25 protein-coding genes are annotated in these 20,145 nt (G+C 47.3%); 9 read left to right on the plus strand and 16 right to left on the minus strand.

Annotated elements, in window-relative coordinates; translation table 11 throughout:
* Nucleotides 1-151 precede the first annotated feature (151 nt).
* Nucleotides 152-2,119: a FimV/HubP family polar landmark protein gene (locus tag O3661_RS02840; protein ID WP_371492234.1), complete on the minus strand. Its 1,968-nt coding sequence runs from the start codon at nucleotides 2,117-2,119 to the stop codon at nucleotides 152-154.
* Between the two features lie 353 nt (nucleotides 2,120-2,472).
* On the opposite strand from O3661_RS02840, the gene O3661_RS02845 reads away from it, so the two are divergent.
* From O3661_RS02845 to dtd, 6 genes are all read left to right on the plus strand, one after another.
* Nucleotides 2,473-3,006 (plus strand): septation protein A, encoded by a 534-nt coding sequence (locus tag O3661_RS02845; protein ID WP_036493186.1) that lies wholly within the window; start codon nucleotides 2,473-2,475, stop codon nucleotides 3,004-3,006.
* The gene (locus O3661_RS02850; RefSeq protein ID WP_004519663.1) at nucleotides 3,006-3,296 is read left to right on the plus strand and encodes a YciI family protein; all 291 of its coding nucleotides are present in this window, start codon (nucleotides 3,006-3,008) and stop codon (nucleotides 3,294-3,296) included. Before O3661_RS02845 ends, O3661_RS02850 begins: the two co-directional genes overlap by 1 nt.
* A complete protein-coding gene (locus tag O3661_RS02855; RefSeq protein WP_371492235.1) occupies nucleotides 3,293-3,565 on the plus strand; it encodes a BolA family protein in 273 nt (90 codons plus the stop codon). Before O3661_RS02850 ends, O3661_RS02855 begins: the two co-directional genes overlap by 4 nt.
* 51 nt (nucleotides 3,566-3,616) lie before the next feature.
* Complete coding sequence (locus tag O3661_RS02860) at nucleotides 3,617-4,489, plus strand: peptidylprolyl isomerase (RefSeq protein ID WP_371492236.1); 873 nt, start codon at nucleotides 3,617-3,619, stop codon at nucleotides 4,487-4,489.
* Nucleotides 4,490-4,533: 44 nt separating this feature from the next.
* The gene (locus tag O3661_RS02865) at nucleotides 4,534-5,298 is read left to right on the plus strand and encodes a peptidyl-prolyl cis-trans isomerase (RefSeq protein ID WP_371492237.1); all 765 of its coding nucleotides are present in this window, start codon (nucleotides 4,534-4,536) and stop codon (nucleotides 5,296-5,298) included.
* A 97-nt stretch (nucleotides 5,299-5,395) separates the two neighbouring features.
* Nucleotides 5,396-5,857 (plus strand): D-aminoacyl-tRNA deacylase, encoded by a 462-nt coding sequence (gene dtd, locus O3661_RS02870; protein WP_003748635.1) that lies wholly within the window; start codon nucleotides 5,396-5,398, stop codon nucleotides 5,855-5,857.
* A gap of 60 nt (nucleotides 5,858-5,917) precedes the next feature.
* On the opposite strand, the gene O3661_RS02875 is transcribed toward dtd, so the two are convergent.
* From O3661_RS02875 to hisC, 15 genes are all read right to left on the minus strand, one after another.
* Nucleotides 5,918-6,436, minus strand: coding sequence for a gluconokinase, GntK/IdnK-type (locus tag O3661_RS02875; protein WP_049336727.1), 519 nt, complete (start codon nucleotides 6,434-6,436; stop codon nucleotides 5,918-5,920).
* 91 nt (nucleotides 6,437-6,527) lie between these two features.
* Nucleotides 6,528-7,913 carry a GntP family permease gene (locus O3661_RS02880; RefSeq protein ID WP_371492238.1) on the minus strand — a complete coding sequence of 462 codons (1,386 nt, stop codon included), beginning with the start codon at nucleotides 7,911-7,913 and terminating at the stop codon, nucleotides 6,528-6,530.
* A gap of 292 nt (nucleotides 7,914-8,205) precedes the next feature.
* Complete coding sequence (gene nfsB / locus O3661_RS02885) at nucleotides 8,206-8,859, minus strand: oxygen-insensitive NAD(P)H nitroreductase (protein WP_371492239.1); 654 nt, start codon at nucleotides 8,857-8,859, stop codon at nucleotides 8,206-8,208.
* 72 nt (nucleotides 8,860-8,931) lie between these two features.
* Nucleotides 8,932-9,708 carry a twin-arginine translocase subunit TatC gene (tatC, locus tag O3661_RS02890; protein WP_371492240.1) on the minus strand — a complete coding sequence of 259 codons (777 nt, stop codon included), beginning with the start codon at nucleotides 9,706-9,708 and terminating at the stop codon, nucleotides 8,932-8,934.
* A 15-nt stretch (nucleotides 9,709-9,723) separates the two neighbouring features.
* Nucleotides 9,724-10,386: a Sec-independent protein translocase protein TatB gene (tatB, locus tag O3661_RS02895; RefSeq protein WP_263337853.1), complete on the minus strand. Its 663-nt coding sequence runs from the start codon at nucleotides 10,384-10,386 to the stop codon at nucleotides 9,724-9,726.
* A gap of 3 nt (nucleotides 10,387-10,389) precedes the next feature.
* Nucleotides 10,390-10,593, minus strand: a complete 204-nt coding sequence (tatA, locus tag O3661_RS02900; protein ID WP_003679438.1) for a Sec-independent protein translocase subunit TatA — start codon at nucleotides 10,591-10,593, stop codon at nucleotides 10,390-10,392.
* A 41-nt stretch (nucleotides 10,594-10,634) separates the two neighbouring features.
* Nucleotides 10,635-10,958: a histidine triad nucleotide-binding protein gene (locus tag O3661_RS02905; protein ID WP_049329536.1), complete on the minus strand. Its 324-nt coding sequence runs from the start codon at nucleotides 10,956-10,958 to the stop codon at nucleotides 10,635-10,637.
* A 117-nt stretch (nucleotides 10,959-11,075) separates the two neighbouring features.
* The gene (locus O3661_RS02910) at nucleotides 11,076-11,399 is read right to left on the minus strand and encodes a phosphoribosyl-ATP diphosphatase (protein ID WP_003679440.1); all 324 of its coding nucleotides are present in this window, start codon (nucleotides 11,397-11,399) and stop codon (nucleotides 11,076-11,078) included.
* A 32-nt stretch (nucleotides 11,400-11,431) separates the two neighbouring features.
* Nucleotides 11,432-11,839 carry a phosphoribosyl-AMP cyclohydrolase gene (gene hisI, locus O3661_RS02915; protein WP_371492241.1) on the minus strand — a complete coding sequence of 136 codons (408 nt, stop codon included), beginning with the start codon at nucleotides 11,837-11,839 and terminating at the stop codon, nucleotides 11,432-11,434.
* 44 nt (nucleotides 11,840-11,883) lie between these two features.
* Nucleotides 11,884-12,651 carry an imidazole glycerol phosphate synthase subunit HisF gene (hisF, locus tag O3661_RS02920; RefSeq protein ID WP_371492242.1) on the minus strand — a complete coding sequence of 256 codons (768 nt, stop codon included), beginning with the start codon at nucleotides 12,649-12,651 and terminating at the stop codon, nucleotides 11,884-11,886.
* Between the two features lie 40 nt (nucleotides 12,652-12,691).
* Nucleotides 12,692-13,009: a hypothetical protein gene (locus O3661_RS02925; RefSeq protein ID WP_063069197.1), complete on the minus strand. Its 318-nt coding sequence runs from the start codon at nucleotides 13,007-13,009 to the stop codon at nucleotides 12,692-12,694.
* Nucleotides 13,010-13,173: 164 nt separating this feature from the next.
* The gene (gene hisA, locus O3661_RS02930; RefSeq protein WP_371492243.1) at nucleotides 13,174-13,911 is read right to left on the minus strand and encodes a 1-(5-phosphoribosyl)-5-[(5-phosphoribosylamino)methylideneamino]imidazole-4-carboxamide isomerase; all 738 of its coding nucleotides are present in this window, start codon (nucleotides 13,909-13,911) and stop codon (nucleotides 13,174-13,176) included.
* A 73-nt stretch (nucleotides 13,912-13,984) separates the two neighbouring features.
* Nucleotides 13,985-14,629 (minus strand): imidazole glycerol phosphate synthase subunit HisH, encoded by a 645-nt coding sequence (gene hisH / locus O3661_RS02935; RefSeq protein ID WP_371492244.1) that lies wholly within the window; start codon nucleotides 14,627-14,629, stop codon nucleotides 13,985-13,987.
* Between the two features lie 168 nt (nucleotides 14,630-14,797).
* Complete coding sequence (gene hisB / locus O3661_RS02940; protein ID WP_371492245.1) at nucleotides 14,798-15,754, minus strand: imidazoleglycerol-phosphate dehydratase HisB; 957 nt, start codon at nucleotides 15,752-15,754, stop codon at nucleotides 14,798-14,800.
* Nucleotides 15,755-15,773: 19 nt separating this feature from the next.
* Complete coding sequence (gene hisC, locus O3661_RS02945) at nucleotides 15,774-16,859, minus strand: histidinol-phosphate transaminase (protein WP_371492246.1); 1,086 nt, start codon at nucleotides 16,857-16,859, stop codon at nucleotides 15,774-15,776.
* A gap of 216 nt (nucleotides 16,860-17,075) precedes the next feature.
* Here hisC and O3661_RS02950 point away from each other — a divergent pair, with 216 nt between their 5' ends.
* The 3 genes from O3661_RS02950 (at nucleotide 17,076) to misR (ending at nucleotide 20,145) form a co-directional block, all read left to right on the plus strand.
* Nucleotides 17,076-17,432 (plus strand): DUF2069 domain-containing protein, encoded by a 357-nt coding sequence (locus tag O3661_RS02950; protein ID WP_070632531.1) that lies wholly within the window; start codon nucleotides 17,076-17,078, stop codon nucleotides 17,430-17,432.
* A complete protein-coding gene (locus O3661_RS02955; protein WP_371492247.1) occupies nucleotides 17,429-19,261 on the plus strand; it encodes a Wzy polymerase domain-containing protein in 1,833 nt (610 codons plus the stop codon). The genes O3661_RS02950 and O3661_RS02955 overlap by 4 nt, the downstream gene beginning before the upstream one ends.
* Before the next feature lie 206 nt (nucleotides 19,262-19,467).
* Nucleotides 19,468-20,145 carry a two-component system response regulator MisR gene (gene misR, locus O3661_RS02960; RefSeq protein WP_070632537.1) on the plus strand — a complete coding sequence of 226 codons (678 nt, stop codon included), beginning with the start codon at nucleotides 19,468-19,470 and terminating at the stop codon, nucleotides 20,143-20,145.

Here is a 20,145-nt window from a genome sequence, read left to right on the forward strand (position 1 = left end):
GCCTCTCATGTATTTCAGACGGCCTTCATCTTCAACCATCATATAAAGCTGAAATCTTACTCAACCAATAATAGACTCAGACAAAATCTTGCTTTTTAATTTACCATAAATAAAGATGCCGTCTGAAACGGCATCTTTATTTGACTGGCACTTATGCGCCAAGTTCTTTCATCAGTTTTTGGGCTTTATGCAGAATATCGCCTTCAGCCTCTTCAATCAGCCCTTGCAATGTTTCTCGAGCCGCTTCAGGATCACCGATTTCGATATACATCTTAGCCAAATCATATTTGGCTTCAAGCGGTGCAGTCATGCCAACTGATTCTGAAACAAAGCCTCTTTCACTATTGCTTTTATCGGCGGCTACTGAAACATCTTCAGCTCCCCATTCCAATGCACCTTCTTCAATCACAAACTCAGAAGCAGCTTCTTCTTTCTCTACTTCTTCTTTGGTTTCTTGAATTTGCAAGTCTTGATCTTGCTTGACCTCGAATGGTAACGCATGACCATCTGAAGCTTCAGGGGTTTCTACCGTAAACTCGAGTGGCTCTTCATTTCTTGACTCGGAGACTTTTTTCTCTGCCGCCAAATCAAACTCAGCAAATGTATTTGCCTGCTCTTCTTTACGTTCAGGCATAACAACAGATACTGGCTGATACGGATTTTCTGGTTCAGGCTCGTACACGCTTTCTGTTGATTCGATATTGTCCCAATCAGCATGGCGACGTTGTTCTGTCTCAATATCATGCGTTACTGCACCTGAAAGAATACCTGCCTGACTATTGTCAATCTTGCCCAAATCAAGTTTGACATCATCAACATTGGAAGACTCTTCTACTTCATTGATTACCACATCATCTTCAAAATCATCTTCAATAAGCAGGCCATCTTGAGTTTTTTCAGACGGCGTTACTTTAGTTGCAGCAACCGCAGCAGCAACATTTTTCTGTACAGCCTCCTCTTTATCCTTACGGCTTACAGGTGCCGCTTCCGGCTCGTCTTTACGTTTACCGGCAGCTTTCAACAACAACCAAACAGCAATAAGGGCTGCACCGCCTGCCAACAACCATTTCCATAAATTGCCGTCTGATTCGCTTTCTGTTTGCTCCGCAACAGAATCAGTGGTTGCAACAGGCTCAGAAGCCACTACATTCTCTTGAGCATCAGAAGCCATAGCTTCTTGAATATCGGACGCAGGAACAGTCGATACAGCATTTTCATTAACCGTTGCAGATGCTGCTTGCTCTGCTGAAGCTTGTTTCACTTCTTCCTGTTGCTGTGTATTTACACCATCATCTTTAACCTGAGCTTCCGTTTGAGCCTCAGGCTGAACAACAGGTTTTTCTATTTTAGCTTCTGTTACATTGACGGTTTCATTGCCTTTCTCTGCCGCTGTATTGGTTTTAACAGGAGCAGAAGCAGCCAAGCGTTGCAATTCACTACGGTTTGGAATATTCAGCACTTTACCTGCCAACATGCGGTTGGCATTGTTATCAATAAACACATCCGGATTGGCATTTACCAAAGCCTGAATGGTTTGATCCAAGGTCATGCCTTGCGGACGGATACTGGACGCAATGGCAATCAGGGTTTCACCCGTACGCACCAAATGCTGTCTACCTGAACGTGCAGCTGTGTCGTTTTTAGCAGGGGCCGTCTGAACTTGTTTTTTCTCAGCCTTACGCTGCACATCCTTACGCGCTTGAGCTGCCTGATTACCTACTGCTTTATTGTTTTTCGTTGCAGGCTGTTGGGCATTGCGTGTCGGCTCGGAGGATTGAGATTCAGCGACCGGACGAGTACGAACAGATGCAGCATCTTTAGAATCATATCCGGCCGGATCGATAATAGCAGTGTATTCACGCGATTGCGCGCCAACACCTACTTGGAAAACCAAAACAGGATCTTTGATGGCTTTAGAAGAGCGGATAGTAACGACTGCCTTATCGCCTGATTTGCGTACCGCCGCGCGCAAATTGCCATTTGAAATAGTGGCCTTACCGCCATTAAGCAGAGCCTGAGCTTCCTCGCCAGTCACAGTAATACTGCCTGTAAAAGGCTCACCCAAATGAGATTGAACATTCAAGCCGCCCAAACCTGCAGAGGCACTGAGCGATGTCATTAAAGCGATAGAAGCTGTAATTAATTTAATATTGTGATGTTTTTTCAAAACTGATCCCCTGTTCGGAAATTATGGTACTGACCAATGTGCGCGCATTTAACCATATATTTACTAGATATTACGTCATGATATATTTTTAACCAATTCCTGCCAAGCAATAGAGGCTATTCAGCCTAAAATTCCTTAGCCAATCTATTACTTTTGCATGCTTGTGTTTCTTTTTTACAAATTTCGCCAACCCAAAACAAATATTTCATATAGATATATGTGATATTAAAGTCATAGGGAAAGGTGCAAAAAAACACATCTCCCTGTATGATTAGCATTTACTCAATTAGTTTCATCATTAACATATGAAGGTTTTGAGCGACTTATTCGCCGTATTCTTATTTTTCATTACATACATCATCACCAAAGACATGATTGCCGCAACGGCTGTTGCGGTTGTAGTCGGCATAGCCCAAGCTGCGCTGACCTTTTGGAAACACCGCAAGCTGGACACCATGCAATGGATCAGCCTGATTTTGATTGTCTTTTTTGGCGGTGCAACGATTCTGCTGAAAGACAACCGCTTTATCATGTGGAAACCGACCGTTCTGTTTTGGATCGGCGCAATCGTCATGCTGTTTAGCCATCTTGCCGGTAAAAACGGGCTTAAAGCCGTGATGGGTAAAGAAATGCAACTCCCTGATTTTGTATGGACGCGCCTGACTTATGCATGGATTGGCTTCCTGATTTTTATGGGGGCTGCCAATCTCTTTGTCTTTACGTATTTTCCAGACCAATGGGTCAATTACAAACTGTTCGGCACATTGGGTTTTACAATCATTTTTTCTATCGCACAGGGTATGTATCTGATGCGTTTTCAGCCTAAGGAGGATCAATAATGGAATATTTCATGCTTTTAGCCACTGATGCCGAAGATGTCCACGAAGCACGCATGGCAGCCCGCCCTGCTCATTTGGCACGCTTGGAAGAATTGAAAGCGCAAGGCCGTCTGCTGACTGCCGGCCCCAATCCTCTACCAGACAATCCGGAACGAGTTTCTGGCAGCCTGATTGTGGCTCAATTTGAATCTTTGGACGCAGCACAAGAATGGGCTGAACAAGACCCTTACGTCGATGCCGGCGTATACGCAGAAGTATTGATTAAACCTTTTAAAGCCGTATTCAAATGAGCAATATGCGTCAAATTATCGAGGAACGCCTGCAGACGCTTGAGCCTGAGTTCTTTGATTTTGAAGATGAAAGCCATCTACATGCCGGGCATGCCGGTAATAAAGGCGGCGGGCATTACGCCATAGTGGTGGTCAGCAACGCATTTGAGAACATTGGCCGTCTCCAGCGGCAACGTATGATTAAGCAGCTTTTGCAGGACTTGTTTTCAGACGGCCTGATTCATGCACTCAGTATCAAAGCAGCCACGCCGGACGAATACTTCCATTAAGATTACTACCCAAACTTGGATTTCCAATCATTAATTTAAAAGAGAAATACGATGAAAAAAACCTACTTTGCTTCAGCCTTGATGCTTGCCCTGACTTCCGGCACCCTGTTTGCCCAAACTTTGGTTACCGTCAACGGCCAAGCCATCGACAGCAGCGTTATCGATGACCAAATTGCTTCCGTACGCGCCAGCAACCCCAACGTTCAAGATACTCCTGAATTGCGTCAAATGCTGACTGAACGCCAAGTTATCAGCACTGTGGTTACCCAAGAAGCCAAAAAATTAAAACTGGATCAAAGCGCTGAATTCAAAACAGCATTGGAACAGGCGCGTGCCGATGCCGCCAAGCAAGGCGCAGATAAAAAAGCCACATTCAAAACCGAATGGGCAGTTTTCGAAAATGATTTGTTAGGCCAAGCTTTCGCGGCGCATATCGTCCGTCAATATCCTGTCCAAGAAAAAGATGTCAAAGCCGCTTACAACGACTTCAGCAACTTCTATAAAGGTACTCAGGAAGTCCAACTGGGCGAAATCGTGACTGACAGCAGCAGCAACGCCCAAAAAGCCATTGCCGATTTGGATGCGAAAAAAAGCTTTGTTTCGGTATTGAACCAATACTCAATTGACGAAGTGGCCAAAAAAGCCGGCGGTATCCCTAAAGCTTATGTTCCGCTTAAAGATTTGCAAGAATCAGCGCCTCCGCTTTACGCAGCTGTCAAAGACCTGAAAAAAGGTGCGCACACTAAAACGCCGCTGCAAAACGGTAATTTGTACGCCGTTTTCTACGTCAATGACCGCCGTAACGTTACCGTACCTTCTTACGAAGCCTCTAAAAACGAGATTGGCAGCGACTTACAGGCAGCCCGTGTTGATGCGGCCATTCAATCATTGCTGAAAAAAGCCAGCATCAAAGTCAACAAATAATATAACGTGCCCGCCGTGATAACGGCGGGCAATAAGGAACTCACATGAACATCAAGCCCAAAACTGCCGTTTTGGCTATCCTCGCCCTATCAACCATCGGCTTGGCAACTGCCAAAGCACCTGAAATCGATCCTGCCCGCATCGACAGCATGGTTGCCGAAGTATTGAGACAGGCCGACCAGCATCCCAACCAGACTGCCAAACCCGATGGTCAGGCAATCCGCAAAGATGTGGTTACACGCTTGCAGACTTTGGAAATCTTGAAAAATGAAGCCTTTAAAGCTGGTTTGGACAAAGATGCGGAAGTGCAGAATCAATTCAAAAACGTTGAAGCTGAGTTCTATGCCAACCAATACGCCGCTTATCTAGAACGTCAAACTGCAGTTGACGATGCCGAGTTGCGCCGTTTCTACGACCAGCAAACACGCATTATCAAGCTGCAACAAGTCAGCTTTGCCTCAGCCGACGAAGTACGCGCCGCGCAAGAACTGCTGCTCAAAGGCTTGTCATTCGAAGAGCTGATGAAGCGCTATCCTAACCCAGAACAAGAATTTGACGGCTTCATTTCTCCGCAACAGCTCCCTCCCCAACTGGCCGTTGCTTTTGCCGACATGAACCGAGGCGATGTAACGCATGAACCGGTTGTAATAGGAAACCGTTTTTACCTGTTTAAACTCAGTGCAGTAGAACGCGATCCTAAAGCCAAACCTTTCGAACTGGTGCGTAATCAGCTTGCCCAAGCTGTCAAACGACAAAAAGTCGAGAATCAGATCGAACGTATCTTGAAAGATAACGGCATTAATCCGTAAATTAATTCAATGGTTTCAGGCCGTCTGAAACCATACTCAAACCCAAAGGGCGTGTCTTTTACGCCCTTTTTTACAAACTTTTTTATTCAAAAACATTATGCGTGCCGTTATTCAAAAAGTTACCCAAGCCAAAGTTGACGTTTTGTCCGAAAACTCCCGCGAAACCTGCGGAAAAATCGACAACGGATTTATGATATTGCTCGGCGTTACCCACGCCGACACGGAAGCAGACGCCAAATACATTGCGGATAAAACCGCCAACCTGCGTATCTTTGAAGACGAAAACGGCAAATTAAATTTATCGCTCAAAGATGTCGGCGGCTCGATATTATTGGTTTCCCAATTTACCCTTTACGCCGATGCGCGCAGCGGCCGCCGTCCGTCCTTCTCCAATGCTGCCCCTGCCGAACAAGCGGATAAACTCTATCAATATACCGCACAACTTCTACGCGAACATGGACTGACTGTCGAAACCGGCAGATTCCAAACCCATATGCAGGTTTCCCTTTGTAATGACGGGCCGGTTACCTTATTGCTTGATTCGCAAAAAACATTCTAAATTTCATCAAAAAAAGGCCGTCTGAAAGATTTCAGACGGCCTTTTCATTTCTGTTCATCACTAAATCAAGCCTTGCGCTTTTACCCAGTTCACAATATCTGCCTCAACGGCTTCAGGCGAACCCGGATTGTCAATTTTAACGCCGTACTCATCCGCACCCAGCTCTTCCAAAATCTCCAGCTGCGAATCCAGCATTCCGGCTTTCATATAATGCCCCTGACGCGACAGCATACGCTCGAGATTGATTGCTTGAGGCGGAGTCAGATGGATAAAAGCCACCTTTCCTTCAGCACCACGCAGAATATCGCGATAGTGATGCTTGAGTGCGGAACAAGTAACGATGGAATATTTTTCCCCGTTTTTTGCCTGCTCCGTCATCCAGTCACGCAAATTGCCCAGCCAAGGATAGCGGTCTTCATCCGTCAGCGGAATACCGGCACCCATTTTGTCGCGGTTGGCTTGGGTATGGAAATCATCGCCTTCGGCATACGGGCATTGGTTGAGATGTTTCTGCAGAGACAATGCTGCAGTGGTTTTACCGCAACCGCACACGCCCATCATGACAAAATGTGTCGTCATTTTTCTACTCCTTGTTTATCTGGATTTTAACGGTATTTAAAAACGGGCGGATTGTGTTATCTCAAAAACACTATCCGCCGGCCATTTTCGATTAAACCAAGATAAACAACACTGACGATAAAGCAAAACCGATGAGTGCGATAAGTGTTTGGTTGACCGTCCATGTCTTCAAGGTCGTCGGTACATCCATATCCAACAGACGGCCGACAAGCCAAAAGCCTGAGTCGTTAAAGTGGCTGCAACCGACGGAACCTGCCGCCGTCGCCAATACCACGCAAGTAATCTGCCAATCGCTGAAACCTGCCGCCGCAACGGCCGGTGCCATCAACGCGGCAGCGGTAGTCAGGGCAACAGTCGCAGAACCTTGCGCAATACGTAAAGCCAAAGCCACCAAGAAACAGCCCAGTAAAACAGGAATACCCAAGTCCGCCATGCTGTCAGCCAAAGCCTTACCGATACCGGAAGCACGCAATACGCCGCCGAACATACCGCCTGCACCGGTAATCAAAATGACCGAGCAAACCGGGCCCAATGCGCCATCAATGGTTTTCTCCAAAGCACTGGCTTTTTCGCCACGTTTGCTGCCCAATACATACAGGGCTACCAAAACAGAAATCAGCAAAGCAATCGGTGTCGAACCGAGCATTCGTGCAAACTGCACCCAGCCTTCATCCGCACTGACCATTTTCTCGCTGATCAAAGTAGATAAACCAGTATTCAAGAAAATCAAAAACATAGGAATCAGCATAATGCCGATGACTGTAGATGCTTTTGCAGGCGCTTTCGGTTGGTCGTTATCTTGTGTACCACCACTGATCAGATCAGGAACGGGCACATGAATGCTGCGACCCAAAACTTTACCCAATAAATAGCCGCTGAAATACCAAGTAATCAAGGTAACCGGCAAACCCAAAATCAGCAGTTGACCAATATTTGCGCCATAAAATTCAGAAGCGGCAATCGGGCCGGGATGAGGCGGCAGGAAGACGTGCATGACGGAAAATGCGCCAATAGATGCCAACGCATAGGGCAAAACAGTTTGCTTCATACGGCGTGCCGTTGCAAACACAATCGGCAACATCACCACCAAGCCGGCATCAAAGAAAATCGGAAAACCGAAAATCAAAGAAGCCACGCCTAAGGCAAATGGCGCACGTTTTTCACCAAAAATCCGAATCAGCGCATCCGCCAAAGACTGGGCACCGCCGGAAGTCTCCACCAAACGGCCGAGCATTGCACCCAAACCGACTAGCAACGCTACGCTGCCGAGCGTGCCGCCAAAGTTTTTGACCAACACATCATTGACGATACTGCCCATAGGCAGGCCTGTTACGATAGCAGTCAGCAGGCTGACCAATACCAACGTCAGCAAAGCATGAACACGCAGTTTCACAATTAAAATCAAAATCAGCAAAATTGCCGCCGCCGCAATACCGAGCAAAGTGCCGGCACTCAGCGTTTGAGTCCAACCATCCATTTTGAAGCCTTTCTCTGTAAGAAAAATACAAATTTATTAATGTTTTTTAACATATATGAATACGATAACACATTTACCCATGAAATCGTACGGCTGAATCCGGCCAAAATATAAACACCTATTTTTCCAAACCCTTTTTGTAAGATGCTTGAAAATAAGGAGGACAAAGAAAAACAAGAACAATAAAAAGGCCGTCTGAAAAGTAGTTTATTTTCAGACGGCCTGACATTACGCTTCTCAATAAGATAGAAACAGATGGCTTTTTTCAATGATCTGAAACCAAGCCCCTCGGTTATACCTTAGTAAAAATTACCTCGTTTTCCAAACGTGATTTCGGCAATTTGGCATTAAAATCATCTTCGGCGCGATAGCCCAATGCAACAACGGCAACAGCACGATAACCTTTTTCAGCCAAACCAAATTCTTGATCCAAAACAGTCATATCCACCCCTTCCAACGGAACGGCATCCACCCCCAAGGCCGCAGCGGCAAACAGGGTAAAGCCCAAATTAATATGAACTTGTCTCGACAACCATTGGGTTTCGTCTTGCATTTGATTGCGGTGGATACCCAAGAAAGTACGGCGCGCATTATCGCCCATTTGCTTATTTTCAGCCGTAGCAAAACGTCCGTCTTTATCTTCCTGTTCCAACACGCCTGCCAAATAGTCCTCATCGGCATGCACCCGCGCCGCAAATACGATTACATGTGAAGCGTTGATGATTTTGGGCAGGTTGTACGGAAAATTTTCTGCAGATTTGGCTACCCGTGCCTTACCTGCTTCATTATCCGTAATCACAAAATGCCAAGGTTGGATATTGACGCTGGAAGGACTGTAGCGCAGTGCCGCTTCGATTTGGGCAAAATCTTCGGCTGAAATTTTTTTGGAGGCATCAAAAGATTTGGTGCTGTAACGTTTTTGTACGATATCCTGAACATTCATCATGTTGCTCCTTAAAATTTAAAACTGTCATAAACACAAAGGCCGTCTGAAAAATCCTTCAGACGGCCTTTATTCTCAAATTTTCGCCGGCGGTTGCGGTTTATCCTCATCTTCCTGTTGCATTTTGGCCTTGGCAAAACGGCTGAACCAAATACCTGCTTCGTAGAGCAGAATCAGCGGAACGGCAAGCAGGGTTTGAGAAATTACGTCAGGCGGCGTGATGATTGCGGCCACGATAAACGCACCCACGATAACATACGGACGGGCGTTCTTAAGCTGAGCGGTCGAAACAATGCCCATTTTTGCAAGCAACACCACAACAACAGGAACTTCAAACGTCGTACCGAATGCGACAAACATGCCCAAAATAAAGGACAGGTATTTGTCGATATCGGTCGCCATATTGACGCCGACAGGGGTTACACCGGCCAAGAATTTGAAAATAACGGGAAACACCAGAAAATAGGCAAACGCCATACCGACGAAGAAAAGCGTTACGCTGGATAACACCAGCGGCGTAATCAAACGCTTTTCGTTTTGGTATAAGGCCGGGGCGACAAACGCCCAGACTTGATACAGCGTGTGCGGCAAGGACAGCAGAAACGCCGCCATCAAGGTAACCTTGACCGGCACAAAAAACGGCGCGATCACATCGGTCGCAATCATGCTGGTATCTTTAGGCAGATTGGCCATCAATGGTTCGGCAACAAAAGTATAGAGCTGCTGGGCAAACGGCATCATGCCCAAGAAGCAGACGACGATGCCGATGACGATCCACATCATGCGGCGGCGCAGCTCGAGAAGATGCTCGATAAGCGGTTGGACGGGTTGTTCGTGTTGAGGTTCGGACACCGGTTGACTCACTTTTTACTTACGGACGCGCAGTTTGGGTTTGGCGTGGAATTTCGGGCGCATATCGCGTTTGCGGCTCATCGCCTGCTTACGCAAAGAAGTCGTATGCAGCGGAGGAACATCAGCAACAGGAGATTCGATATAGCTGACTTCTACCGCAGGGGCAGGCGAAACCGATGCGGTCAAATACTCACGCCAAGCGCGGTCTTGCTCGGATTCGGCATTTTCAGCTTCGACAAGCTCTTGGGTTTGCACTGCCCCACCCTGCTCAGAAGCTTGGATTGCGCTTTCATTCTCAGTGCTGTTTGAAGCCAGATCAGGCAAAGGATTGCCCAACTCATCTACACCAAAATCGGCAGGCGTTTTCTGCTCAGGCAGGCGTTCCCACGGCTTGAGGCCGTCTGAAATATCATTCAGATTTTTTTGTGCATCATTGCCCAAGTCTTTGATACCGTCGCGAAACTCAGATGCGGCGGTTTCAAATTCCTGCTTCACCTTGCGCAATTCGTCCAACTCAGCCTGAGTGTTGAGCTCCTGCTTGACGTTGTTGACGAAGCCTTGCAATTTACCGACCAAACGCCCGGCCGTGCGCGCGGCTTGCGGCAAACGTTCGGGGCCAAGCACTATCAGGGCGACAACGCCGACCAGCAGCAATTCGCCCAAACCGAAATCAAACATGGATTATGCTTTGTCTTCGTCTTTTTTGTGTTCGATGACTTCGTCTTTTTTGGCATCTTTGCCGTCTGTACCTTCATTCAGGCCTTGTTTGAAGTCATGCACTGCACCGCCGAGGTCTTTGCCGACGTTGCGCAATTTTTTGGTACCGAATACCAAAACGACGATAATCAGTACGATAATCCAGTGCCAAAGAGAGAAGCTACCCATGATAAATCCTTGAATTTGTTTAATTTAAAAAGAGATAATAATTATGCGGGCGTACCCATGATATGGATATGCAGGTGGAAGACTTCTTGTCCGCCGCCTTTGCCTGTGTTGATCAGGGTTTTGAAACCGTCGGTCAAACCTGCCTCATGGGCGATTTGAGGAACTTTCAACATCATTTTGCCCAATAGGGTTTGATGTTCGGCAGTGGCGTGTGCCAGTGAATCGAAGTGCACTTTCGGAATCAGCAGCAGATGCACCGGCGCAGCAGGACGGATGTCTTTGAAACAAAGCATCTCATCGTCTTCGTAAACAGTTTGTGCCGGAATATCTTTGGTTGCGATTTTGCAGAAAATACAATTATCCATAATGGCTCCAATGGCCGTCTGAAAACGGGCGTAACGGGTTTCAACCAAAAAAGGGAAATCGTTTTACCCCAAGAGACGGATTCTGAAACAGGTCAAATACGAGATTGTAATATAAATTCAAGATTCTTTGCGAGAAGCTTTTTCCACTAATCCCGACAAACCTTGACGGCGCGCAAGCTCGTTTACTACATCTTCGGCGCGCAATCCGTGATGCGCCAATAAAACCATGGTATGAAACCACAAATCCGCCACTTCGTAAACCAAATGTTCGCCACCGCCATCTTTAGAAGCCATCAAGGTTTCACCCGCTTCCTCAATGACTTTTTTCAGAATCTTGTCTTCGCCTTTATGCAGCAGTTGGGCGACATAAGAAGCATCGGGATCGCCGCCTTTGCGCGAATCGATGACGTTTTGAATTTGGGTAAGGATAGTATCGGTCATGATCGTTTTCTCTTATTTTCTTTCAGACGGCCTTAAGGATGTTTATGTCCGTAAATCGCTTCTTCATCTTTCAACACGGCATCGACTGTCTGCCATGCGCCGTCTTGCCAAACTTTGTAAAAACAGCTTTCGCGCCCAGTATGACAGGCAATGCCGCCGTTTTGTTCAATCAACATAACCACTGCATCGCCATCGCAATCCAGGCGCAATTCGTATACTTTTTGCGTATGCCCGGACTCTTCGCCCTTCATCCATTGTTTTTGGCGGGAACGGCTGTAATAGTGGGCAAAACCGGTTTCTACGGTTTTTTGCAGGGCTTCTGCGTTCATCCAGGCAACCATCAGCACGCGGCGTGTCTGCCAATCTTGGGCAATCGCGCAAACCAAACCTTTTTCATCAAATTTTACGGCATTCAGCAGCGTTTCGTTTATATTCGACATGTGCGTCTTTCTTCCATATTTTTCAGACGGCCTTTGGGTAGCAATCACAAACGCACTTCAATCCCTGCTTCACGCATGGCCAGTTTCGCTTCGCGGATACTCGCTTCGCCAAAGTGGAAAATACTTGCGGCCAATACCGCATCTGCTTTTCCTTCTTTAATACCGTCCACCAAATGCTGAACCGAACCGACTCCGCCGGAAGCAATGACCGGAATATCGACCGCTTCGCTGACCGCGCGTGTCAAAGGCAGGTTGAAACCTTGCTTGGTACCGTCCCGGTCCATACTGGTCAGCAAAATCTCGCCCGCACCGCGCCGCTGCATTTCGACAGCCCATTCCACCGCGTCCAAACCGGTCGGATTACGTCCTCCGTGGGTAAAGATTTCCCAACGGGTGTTTTCAGGGTTGACCGCTTTGGCATCCACGGCAACGACAATCGCTTGCGAACCAAAAAAACCGGCCGCTTCATTTACCAAATCAGGATTGGTTACAACGGCCGTATTGATGCTGGCCTTATCGGCACCGGCATTAAGCAGACGACGGATATCGGCAACCGTGCGCACACCGCCGCCGACGGTTAATGGAATAAAAACTTGTGATGCGACTGCCTCAATAACGTGCAAAATAGTGTCGCGATTGTCGCTGGAGGCAGTGATGTCCAAAAAGGTCAACTCATCCGCGCCTTCATCGTTGTAGCGTTTGGCAACGTCAACCGGATTGCCCGCATCGCGTAAGCCCAAAAAGTTGACACCTTTTACCACGCGACCGTCTTTTACATCCAGACAAGGAATAATTCGTTTTGCCAATGCCATACTCAATACCTCTTATCCGTTATCAGGCCGTCTGAAACCGTCAGGCCAAAAATTTGCCCAACCAATCCGGCAAATGTTGCAACAGCTGAAAATAACCAATGCCGGCCATCATCGCCAAAACACAGGAAATAATGAAATTGCTGTCGATGCGGCCGACTATGGAAAAAATCAAACCGGCAAATGCCCATATTATCCCGTTGAAAATCATCCAATAGGTATCGATAATCGGCAAATCAAACGCCGTCAGCTGCCGCAATATCACTGCAATCAGTGTAAACCACAAACTTTCGCTTAGCGGATACACTTCGCGGTCGGATGACCAGATAATCCAAAAACCCAAAACAAACGCTTCAAGCATACTAATCCCTTAATAAAATATCGATTGGGTTGTTTTTATAATTATTTCAAACAGATATAAACCTATGACCTATACAGGCAATCCCTTTGAATGCATTTTTGTGTGCTGCGTCAGCCGCTGCGTTTTAATGGCCTGAAAGGTCTTATCCGCATAATCCGACACACTTAAGCCAAAGAATCGGCCAGTTTTTGTGCCTGTGCGAAATCAATACTTCCCTCATAAATTGCGCGGCCGGTAATCGCACCGCTCACACCTTCTTTTTCGACGGCACACAATGCGCGGATATCATCCAAATTCGTCAAGCCGCCGGAAGCGATAATCGGGATATTCACTGATTGGGCCAATTTGACGGTAGCCTCGATATTCACGCCGCTCATCATGCCGTCGCGACCGATATCGGTATAAATAATGCTGTTGACGCCATCGTCTTCAAAACGCTTGGCCAAATCGACGACATGATGCTCCGTTACCGTTGCCCAACCGTCTATCGCCACCATACCGTCTTTGGCATCCAAGCCGACGATAATCTGACCCGGAAATGCCTTACATGCTTCACGCACAAATTCAGGATTTTTTACCGCGGCCGTACCGATAATCACATCGGTCAGCCCCAAATCCAAATACTTTTCAATAGTGCCCAAATCACGGATACCGCCGCCAAGCTGTACCGGAATATCTTTGGCTACAGCGGCCAAAATTTCTTTAATCGCCGGAAAATTTTGAGGAACGCCTGCGAATGCGCCGTTCAAATCAACCAAATGCAAACGGCGTGCGCCTTGATTGCGCCAATGCAACGCCATCTCTGCCGGCGAATTGGAAAACACCGTCGCCTGCTCCATCAAACCTTGTTTTAAGCGAACACAGCGTCCTTCTTTCAAATCAATGGCAGGTATCAACAGCATTTTTTTCTCCTCTATTCAATTTCAGTATATTTTACACAAATTAGCGATTTTTAGCAGATTTATGTTAAAAATCTCAAATCTGCCAATTTAAAAAATTACGCAGCAGCAGCAATCCTGCCTGATGGCTTTTTTCCGTGTGAAACTGTGTGGCAAACACATTGTCTTGACCGACAATGCAGGCAAATTCATTCGGATATTCGCTGACGCCTAAAACAATCTCTTCATTTTTCGGCGCAAAATAATAGCTGTGAACAAAATAAAAATACTCGTCCTGCCCAATGTCTTGAAACAAAGGATGCGGGCGGGTTTGACGTACCGTATTCCAGCCCATATGCGGCACTTTCAGACGGCCTCCTTGCGCATCGGTCTGATTGGGCAAAAACCGTTTGACTTGGCCTTCAAACCAACCCAAACCATCTGTATCGCCTTCTTCGCTGTGTTCAAACAATAATTGCGCACCTACGCAAATTCCAAAAAACGGCTTGTTTTTCAGGCCGTCTGAAACCGCCTCGCCCAAACCACTGGCCTTCAGCGCAGACATACAGTCCGGCATGGCGCCCTGCCCCGGAAAGATAACCTTATCCGCCGCCATCACTTCTTCGGGCCGCGAAGTCAGATAAACCTCGGCATTTTGCTTGGACAAGACCTGCGCCGCCTGAACGGATTTCAACACTGAATGCAGGTTCCCCATTCCATAATCGACAATCGCTACTTTCATTGCATCTCCTCAGGCCGTCTGAACCATTTAATGATTAATATAATAATAAGAATGATTGTAGCAAAAGATGGTTTAAAACAAAATATTGCCACTATACAAAACGAATAATAAAAGGCCGTCTGAAATCCCAATCGGTTTCAGACGGCCTTTATTCATTCAAACGCTGCCTTATTCTTCTGATGCGGCTTCCGCTTCTTCTTGAACAGATTCTTCGCTCAGCGTGCCTTTGGTAGAAGGCGTTTGACCCATCATGCGCGGATCGTATTCGACTGCCATGCGCAGAGCGCGGCCGAAGGCTTTGAAAACGGTCTCGGCTTGATGATGCGCATTACGGCCGCTCAAGTTATCGATGTGCAAGGTCATCATGCTGTGGTTCACAAGGCCGTGGAAAAATTCTTCAAACAAATCGACATCAAAACGGCCAATCAGGGCGCGGGTAAAGTCGATGTTGTACACCAAGCCAGGACGGCCGGAAAGGTCGATAACCACACGGCTCAATGCTTCATCCAGAGGAACATAAGCATGGCCGTAACGGGTAATGCCGGCTTTATTGCCAAGCGCCTGTTTCAGTGCCTGACCCACCACGATACCGATGTCTTCAACCGTGTGATGGTCGTCAATGTGCAAATCGCCTTTGCAGGTAATATCCAAGTCAATCAAACCGTGACGCGCTACTTGGGCAAGCATATGCTCAAGGAAAGGAACGCCGATGTCAAAGCGGTATTTGCCGGAACCGTCAAGATTGAGGCTGACGGTGATTTGGGTTTCGCTGGTATTGCGGGTAACGGTAACAAAACGGCCCTCGGTTGAAACACCGGCATCTGCCGCTTCGGCGGTTTGTTTTTCCAAACGCGCCGCTTCAACCGCTGCTGCTTTTTCTTGGTCTTTGCTGTGATCACGGTTCAGCCAGCCTTTGCGTTTGTGCATGCCGGATTCCAACTTCGCAGCCAGGCTCGGACGAATGCCGCGTGCAGACTCATCGCCTGCTTGTTGTTCCAAACGGCGTTTGAGCTGAGACAAAGAGGCGGAGTTTTCATAACCGCATGCGCGTGCGAGTTTGGTCAATGAGCCGGCTTCTTCAACCAGTAACAGAAAATTGGTCAAATGCAGTTGAGCTTTGTTCATGATGGTAGTTTCCTTGAAATCAAAGATTAGGGTAAAGGTTTTTAATAACGGCCAAGACGGCATCATTTTGCGCTGCCGAGCCTATGGTTATGCGGACACACTGATCCAAAAGCGGATGGCTGCCATGCAGTTTTTTAATCAGTATGCGGTTTTGCTTCAATGTTTCAAACAGCTCGTTCGCATCAGAAACACGAACGGTAATAAAGTTGGCTTCGCTTGGAAAAACTTCCAAACGGTTTAATTTCAACAATTCATTCATCACACGCGAACGCTCGTTTTTTAATGTATCAATGTTTTGCTGAATGATTTGATGATGTTTCAATGAGAATTTCGCCGCCGCCAAGCTTAATTGATTCATATTGTAAGGAGGCAGGATTTTGGCCAGTTCACCCATAATACTTGGACTTGCCGCCGCATATCCCATCCGCAAGCCTGCAAAGCCGATTTTACTGATGGTGCGCATTACAACCAGATTTTCGACTTCACCCGCCCACGGAAGGAAGCTGTCATGATGAAACGCACCATATGCCTCATCAACAACCACAATGCCGGTTGCCGCGCGAACAACCGCCTCTACTTCTTCTCGTTTAAAGCACACGCCGGTAGGGTTATTGGGATAGGCAATAAAAATTAATGACGGTTGACGTTGCTCAATCGCAGACAAAACGGCAGGAAGATTTAAAGAGAAATCCGGATTTAAGGGAACGCCGACATATTCCATGCCATAAAGCGCGGCATTATGACGATACATAACGAAACTTGGCTCGACACCCAATACACGCGCATTTGGTTTGGCAACCAGCATAGTCAAAAACTGGATAAGCTCGTCAGAGCCGTTACCCAACGCGATTTCCGCCTTATCGGGAATACCGAAAACCTCCCTCAATTCTTCATAAATACCGCTCTTGGCAGTATGGGGATACAAATGAATCGGTGCCTGCTTTGCCAAATCCGCCCATTCCGACAATAAAGATTCATACCCGGCGAAAGGATGATGCGGACACTCCATGGCGTCCAACTTAATAAAACCTTCCGGTAAATCAGCAACCTGATAGGCTGTCATTACTTTAATATCATCACGGATAACATCAGCAACGCGATTCATGGTTTTCTATCCTCCTGAGATAAAGTATTTATAATAGTAGCACAATCTTTATTAAATACATATATTAATAAGACTATAAAACAAGATAAAGTTTCATTCGTTTGAAAAAAACAATAAATCCTTTCTTCAGTACCTTTAAGCAATATTCTTGGCTTATCCCGCCTTTTTAGCGGTATAATTTTAAGTTTTCCAGTACGGCTTTACGCCCTCAATATTGTGAACAATACACGCTCCCCATTACCTTATCTTGCAACTTCCATAAGCCTTATCCTGCTGATTCTGCTTTCCTTGTCATGGGAATTGTGGATCGCGCCATTGCGCGAAGGCGGCTCATGGCTGGCACTGAAAGCCCTGCCGCTGTGCCTGCCGTTGACCGGCATTTTGAAAAAACGCATCTACACTTATCAATACAGCTCCATGCTGATTCTGATTTACTTTGCCGAAGCCTGTATGCGCCTGGCTGACACAACCGTCGCCAGCCGTATTTGCGCCGCCGTTTCCGTATTATTGTGCATTGCCTTTTTCCTCGGATGCCTTGCATTTATCAAACAACAAAAACACACATCAAAATGACCTACCACACACTTTCAGACGGCCTGACTGAGTCTTCAGTGAAAACCTTTTGGCCTTTATGGCTCAGTTTTCTTTGGATTTGCGCCGTCCCTTTTCTCTCACTCTACCGAGTCGGCCCACTGCCCAGCTTTTATTTGGAAGCCATCTCACTGAGTGGCTCATTGGTACTGACATTGATTAGCGCACACAAAGGCCTGCTGAATATCCGCCTTCCTGCACTCAGTATCGGCTTGTTTGCCATGGCAGCATTCTGGTCGCTCCAAGCGCGCCTCATGCATTCCACCTACCCCGGCATGAGCGACATCACTGCCTGGACATTTGTCATTTTGGCACTGGGCGCATGGTCGGTGCGTGGCTGGATAGCAGCTTACGGACAGGAACGTGTCGTCAGTATCTTTGCTTGGTCTTTATTGATAGGTGCAACCATACAGGCTGCCATCGTCTGGCTGCAATTTAAAGGCTGGTCCAATGTAGAGTGGTTGAACGGCATCATTGCCCGAAGCAACGGCACCGTAAACGGCCAACTCGGCCAACGAAACCATTTGGGACATTATTTAATGTGGGGCATTTTGGCGGCATCCTATTTATGGACGGCGCGCAAAATGTCTAATGCAGCAGGTTTTCTGTTCGTGTTGGCTTTGACTGCGACCCTCGGCCTTGTCAACTCGCGCACCATCTTAGGCTACATTGCCGCCCTATTCCTAATTACGCCGTTATGGTTTTGGCGTACCCGTTTCCAACACAAACGCGCACTGTGTATTTTCCTTCTGACCGCCATCCTGGCCGCCGCTTTCCAATTTGGCATGGGCAGCCTGTTGGATTTGTTTGGCAACATCAAATACGAAACCGCTGTCGAACGCGCAGGCACCAGCGGTTTTGAAGGTTCCATGCGCCAAATCGAATGGAGCAAAGCATGGATTGCCTTTCAATCCGCACCTTGGTTCGGCCATGGCTGGAACAGCTTTGCCCAGCAAACCTTTCTGATCAATGCCCAGCAACAATACTTCCCCAACAATATCCTCGGCGTACTGTTTACCCATTCGCACAATATCGTCATGCAGTTATTATCCGAAATGGGCATTGCCGGCACCTTGCTCGCAACCTTAACTCTGCTGGCAGCCGTATGGCGACTGTTGGGACGCAACCAAAAACCGGCCTCGCTGTTTTTACTGACTGCCGCCGCCGTCAGCCTCTGCCACAGCATGCTTGAATATCCACTTTGGTATATCTACTTCCTCACCGTATTTAGCCTGATTCTGTCGTTGACACCCTCTTATCCGAAAGATGTTTCAGACGGCCTTTTATCTACCCGAATCAGACAATGGACAGGCGGTATAGCTGCTTTATCGATTTTAATCGGTATGGCAAACCTCAGCTGGGAATATCAAAATCTAACCCAATATAGCCGTGTAGGGAAAACCGATGATCAGCAAACGGTTCAAAACAAAATCGACGGCTTGCAACGACTTTCCAAAGAAAGCCCCATGCTTGCCTATTACGCCGATTTGAGCTTGAGCAAACGTGCCGACCCGACCGATGCCTATATCCGTCCGTGGGCGGAAGAAGCCGCACTCAAAGCCCTGACCTACCGCCCCTACTCCAGCGCCTACCAAGTCGGCCTTTACCTCTACCGACAAGGCAAAAAAGAAGAAGGTGCGCAATGGATGCAGGCAATGCAATATTATTATCCTTATATGATGTATTTCTACGCTGACAAAATACGCAGTCACCCGGCATTCGCTCCCTTGCTGCCCAAACTTTTGTCCGATTGCAAAGATTTCATCAATGCACCGAAACACCAAATCGCCCAATCATGCGACAAACCCTGAACAAAACACGCCCAATTGTCAGTTTGTCCTTACAGGCCGTCTGAAAATGTAAAGAGCAGCGAGTTTCTATGCAAAAAAGCGCAAAAGCACAGAAAATTACGCTATCAACAAAAGCAGATTGCATGTTAAGATTGAACACAACTCTATTTTAAGCGCCGTACTGCCATTTAGTACCGCAGCGCATACAATCACGAAAAGGAAATTCCATGAGTCGCGTATTACTCGTAGATGACGATGCTCTCTTGACCGAATTGCTGACCGAATACCTGACTGCCGAAGGCCTCAACGTTCATAGCGTTCCCGACGGCGAAGCCGGCGTTCAAGAAATTCTGACCGGACAATACGATGTCATCGTATTAGACTCCATGATGCCTAAAATGAACGGTTTGGACGTACTGAAAAACGTACGTACCCAAAGCACCGTGCCCATCATCATGCTGACCGCGAAAGGCGACGACATCGACCGCATTATCGGTCTGGAAATGGGTGCGGACGATTACGTACCGAAACCATGCACACCGCGCGAACTCTTGGCGCGTATCAACGCCATCTTGCGCCGTGCGCAACACAGCAACGAACAAAACAACGCGCCTAACAGCATTTCTGTCAGCGACGTCGTTTTGTACCCGGCCAAACGCCAAGCCAGCATCAAAGACACTCCGCTTGAATTGACCAGCACCGAATTCAACCTGCTCGAAGTTTTGATGCGCCACGCCGGACAAGTCGTCAGCAAAGAGACCCTGTCTATCGAAGCACTCGACCGCAAACTGGCTAAATTTGACCGCAGCATCGACGTACACATCTCCAGCATCCGCCACAAATTGGGCGATGCTTCCCTGATTCAAACTGTACGCGGCTTAGGCTACCTGTTTGTTAAGAACTAA

The sequence above is a fragment of the Neisseria sp. 20925_1_37 genome, assembly GCF_041433255.1.
Lineage (GTDB): Bacteria > Pseudomonadota > Gammaproteobacteria > Burkholderiales > Neisseriaceae > Neisseria > Neisseria flavescens_D.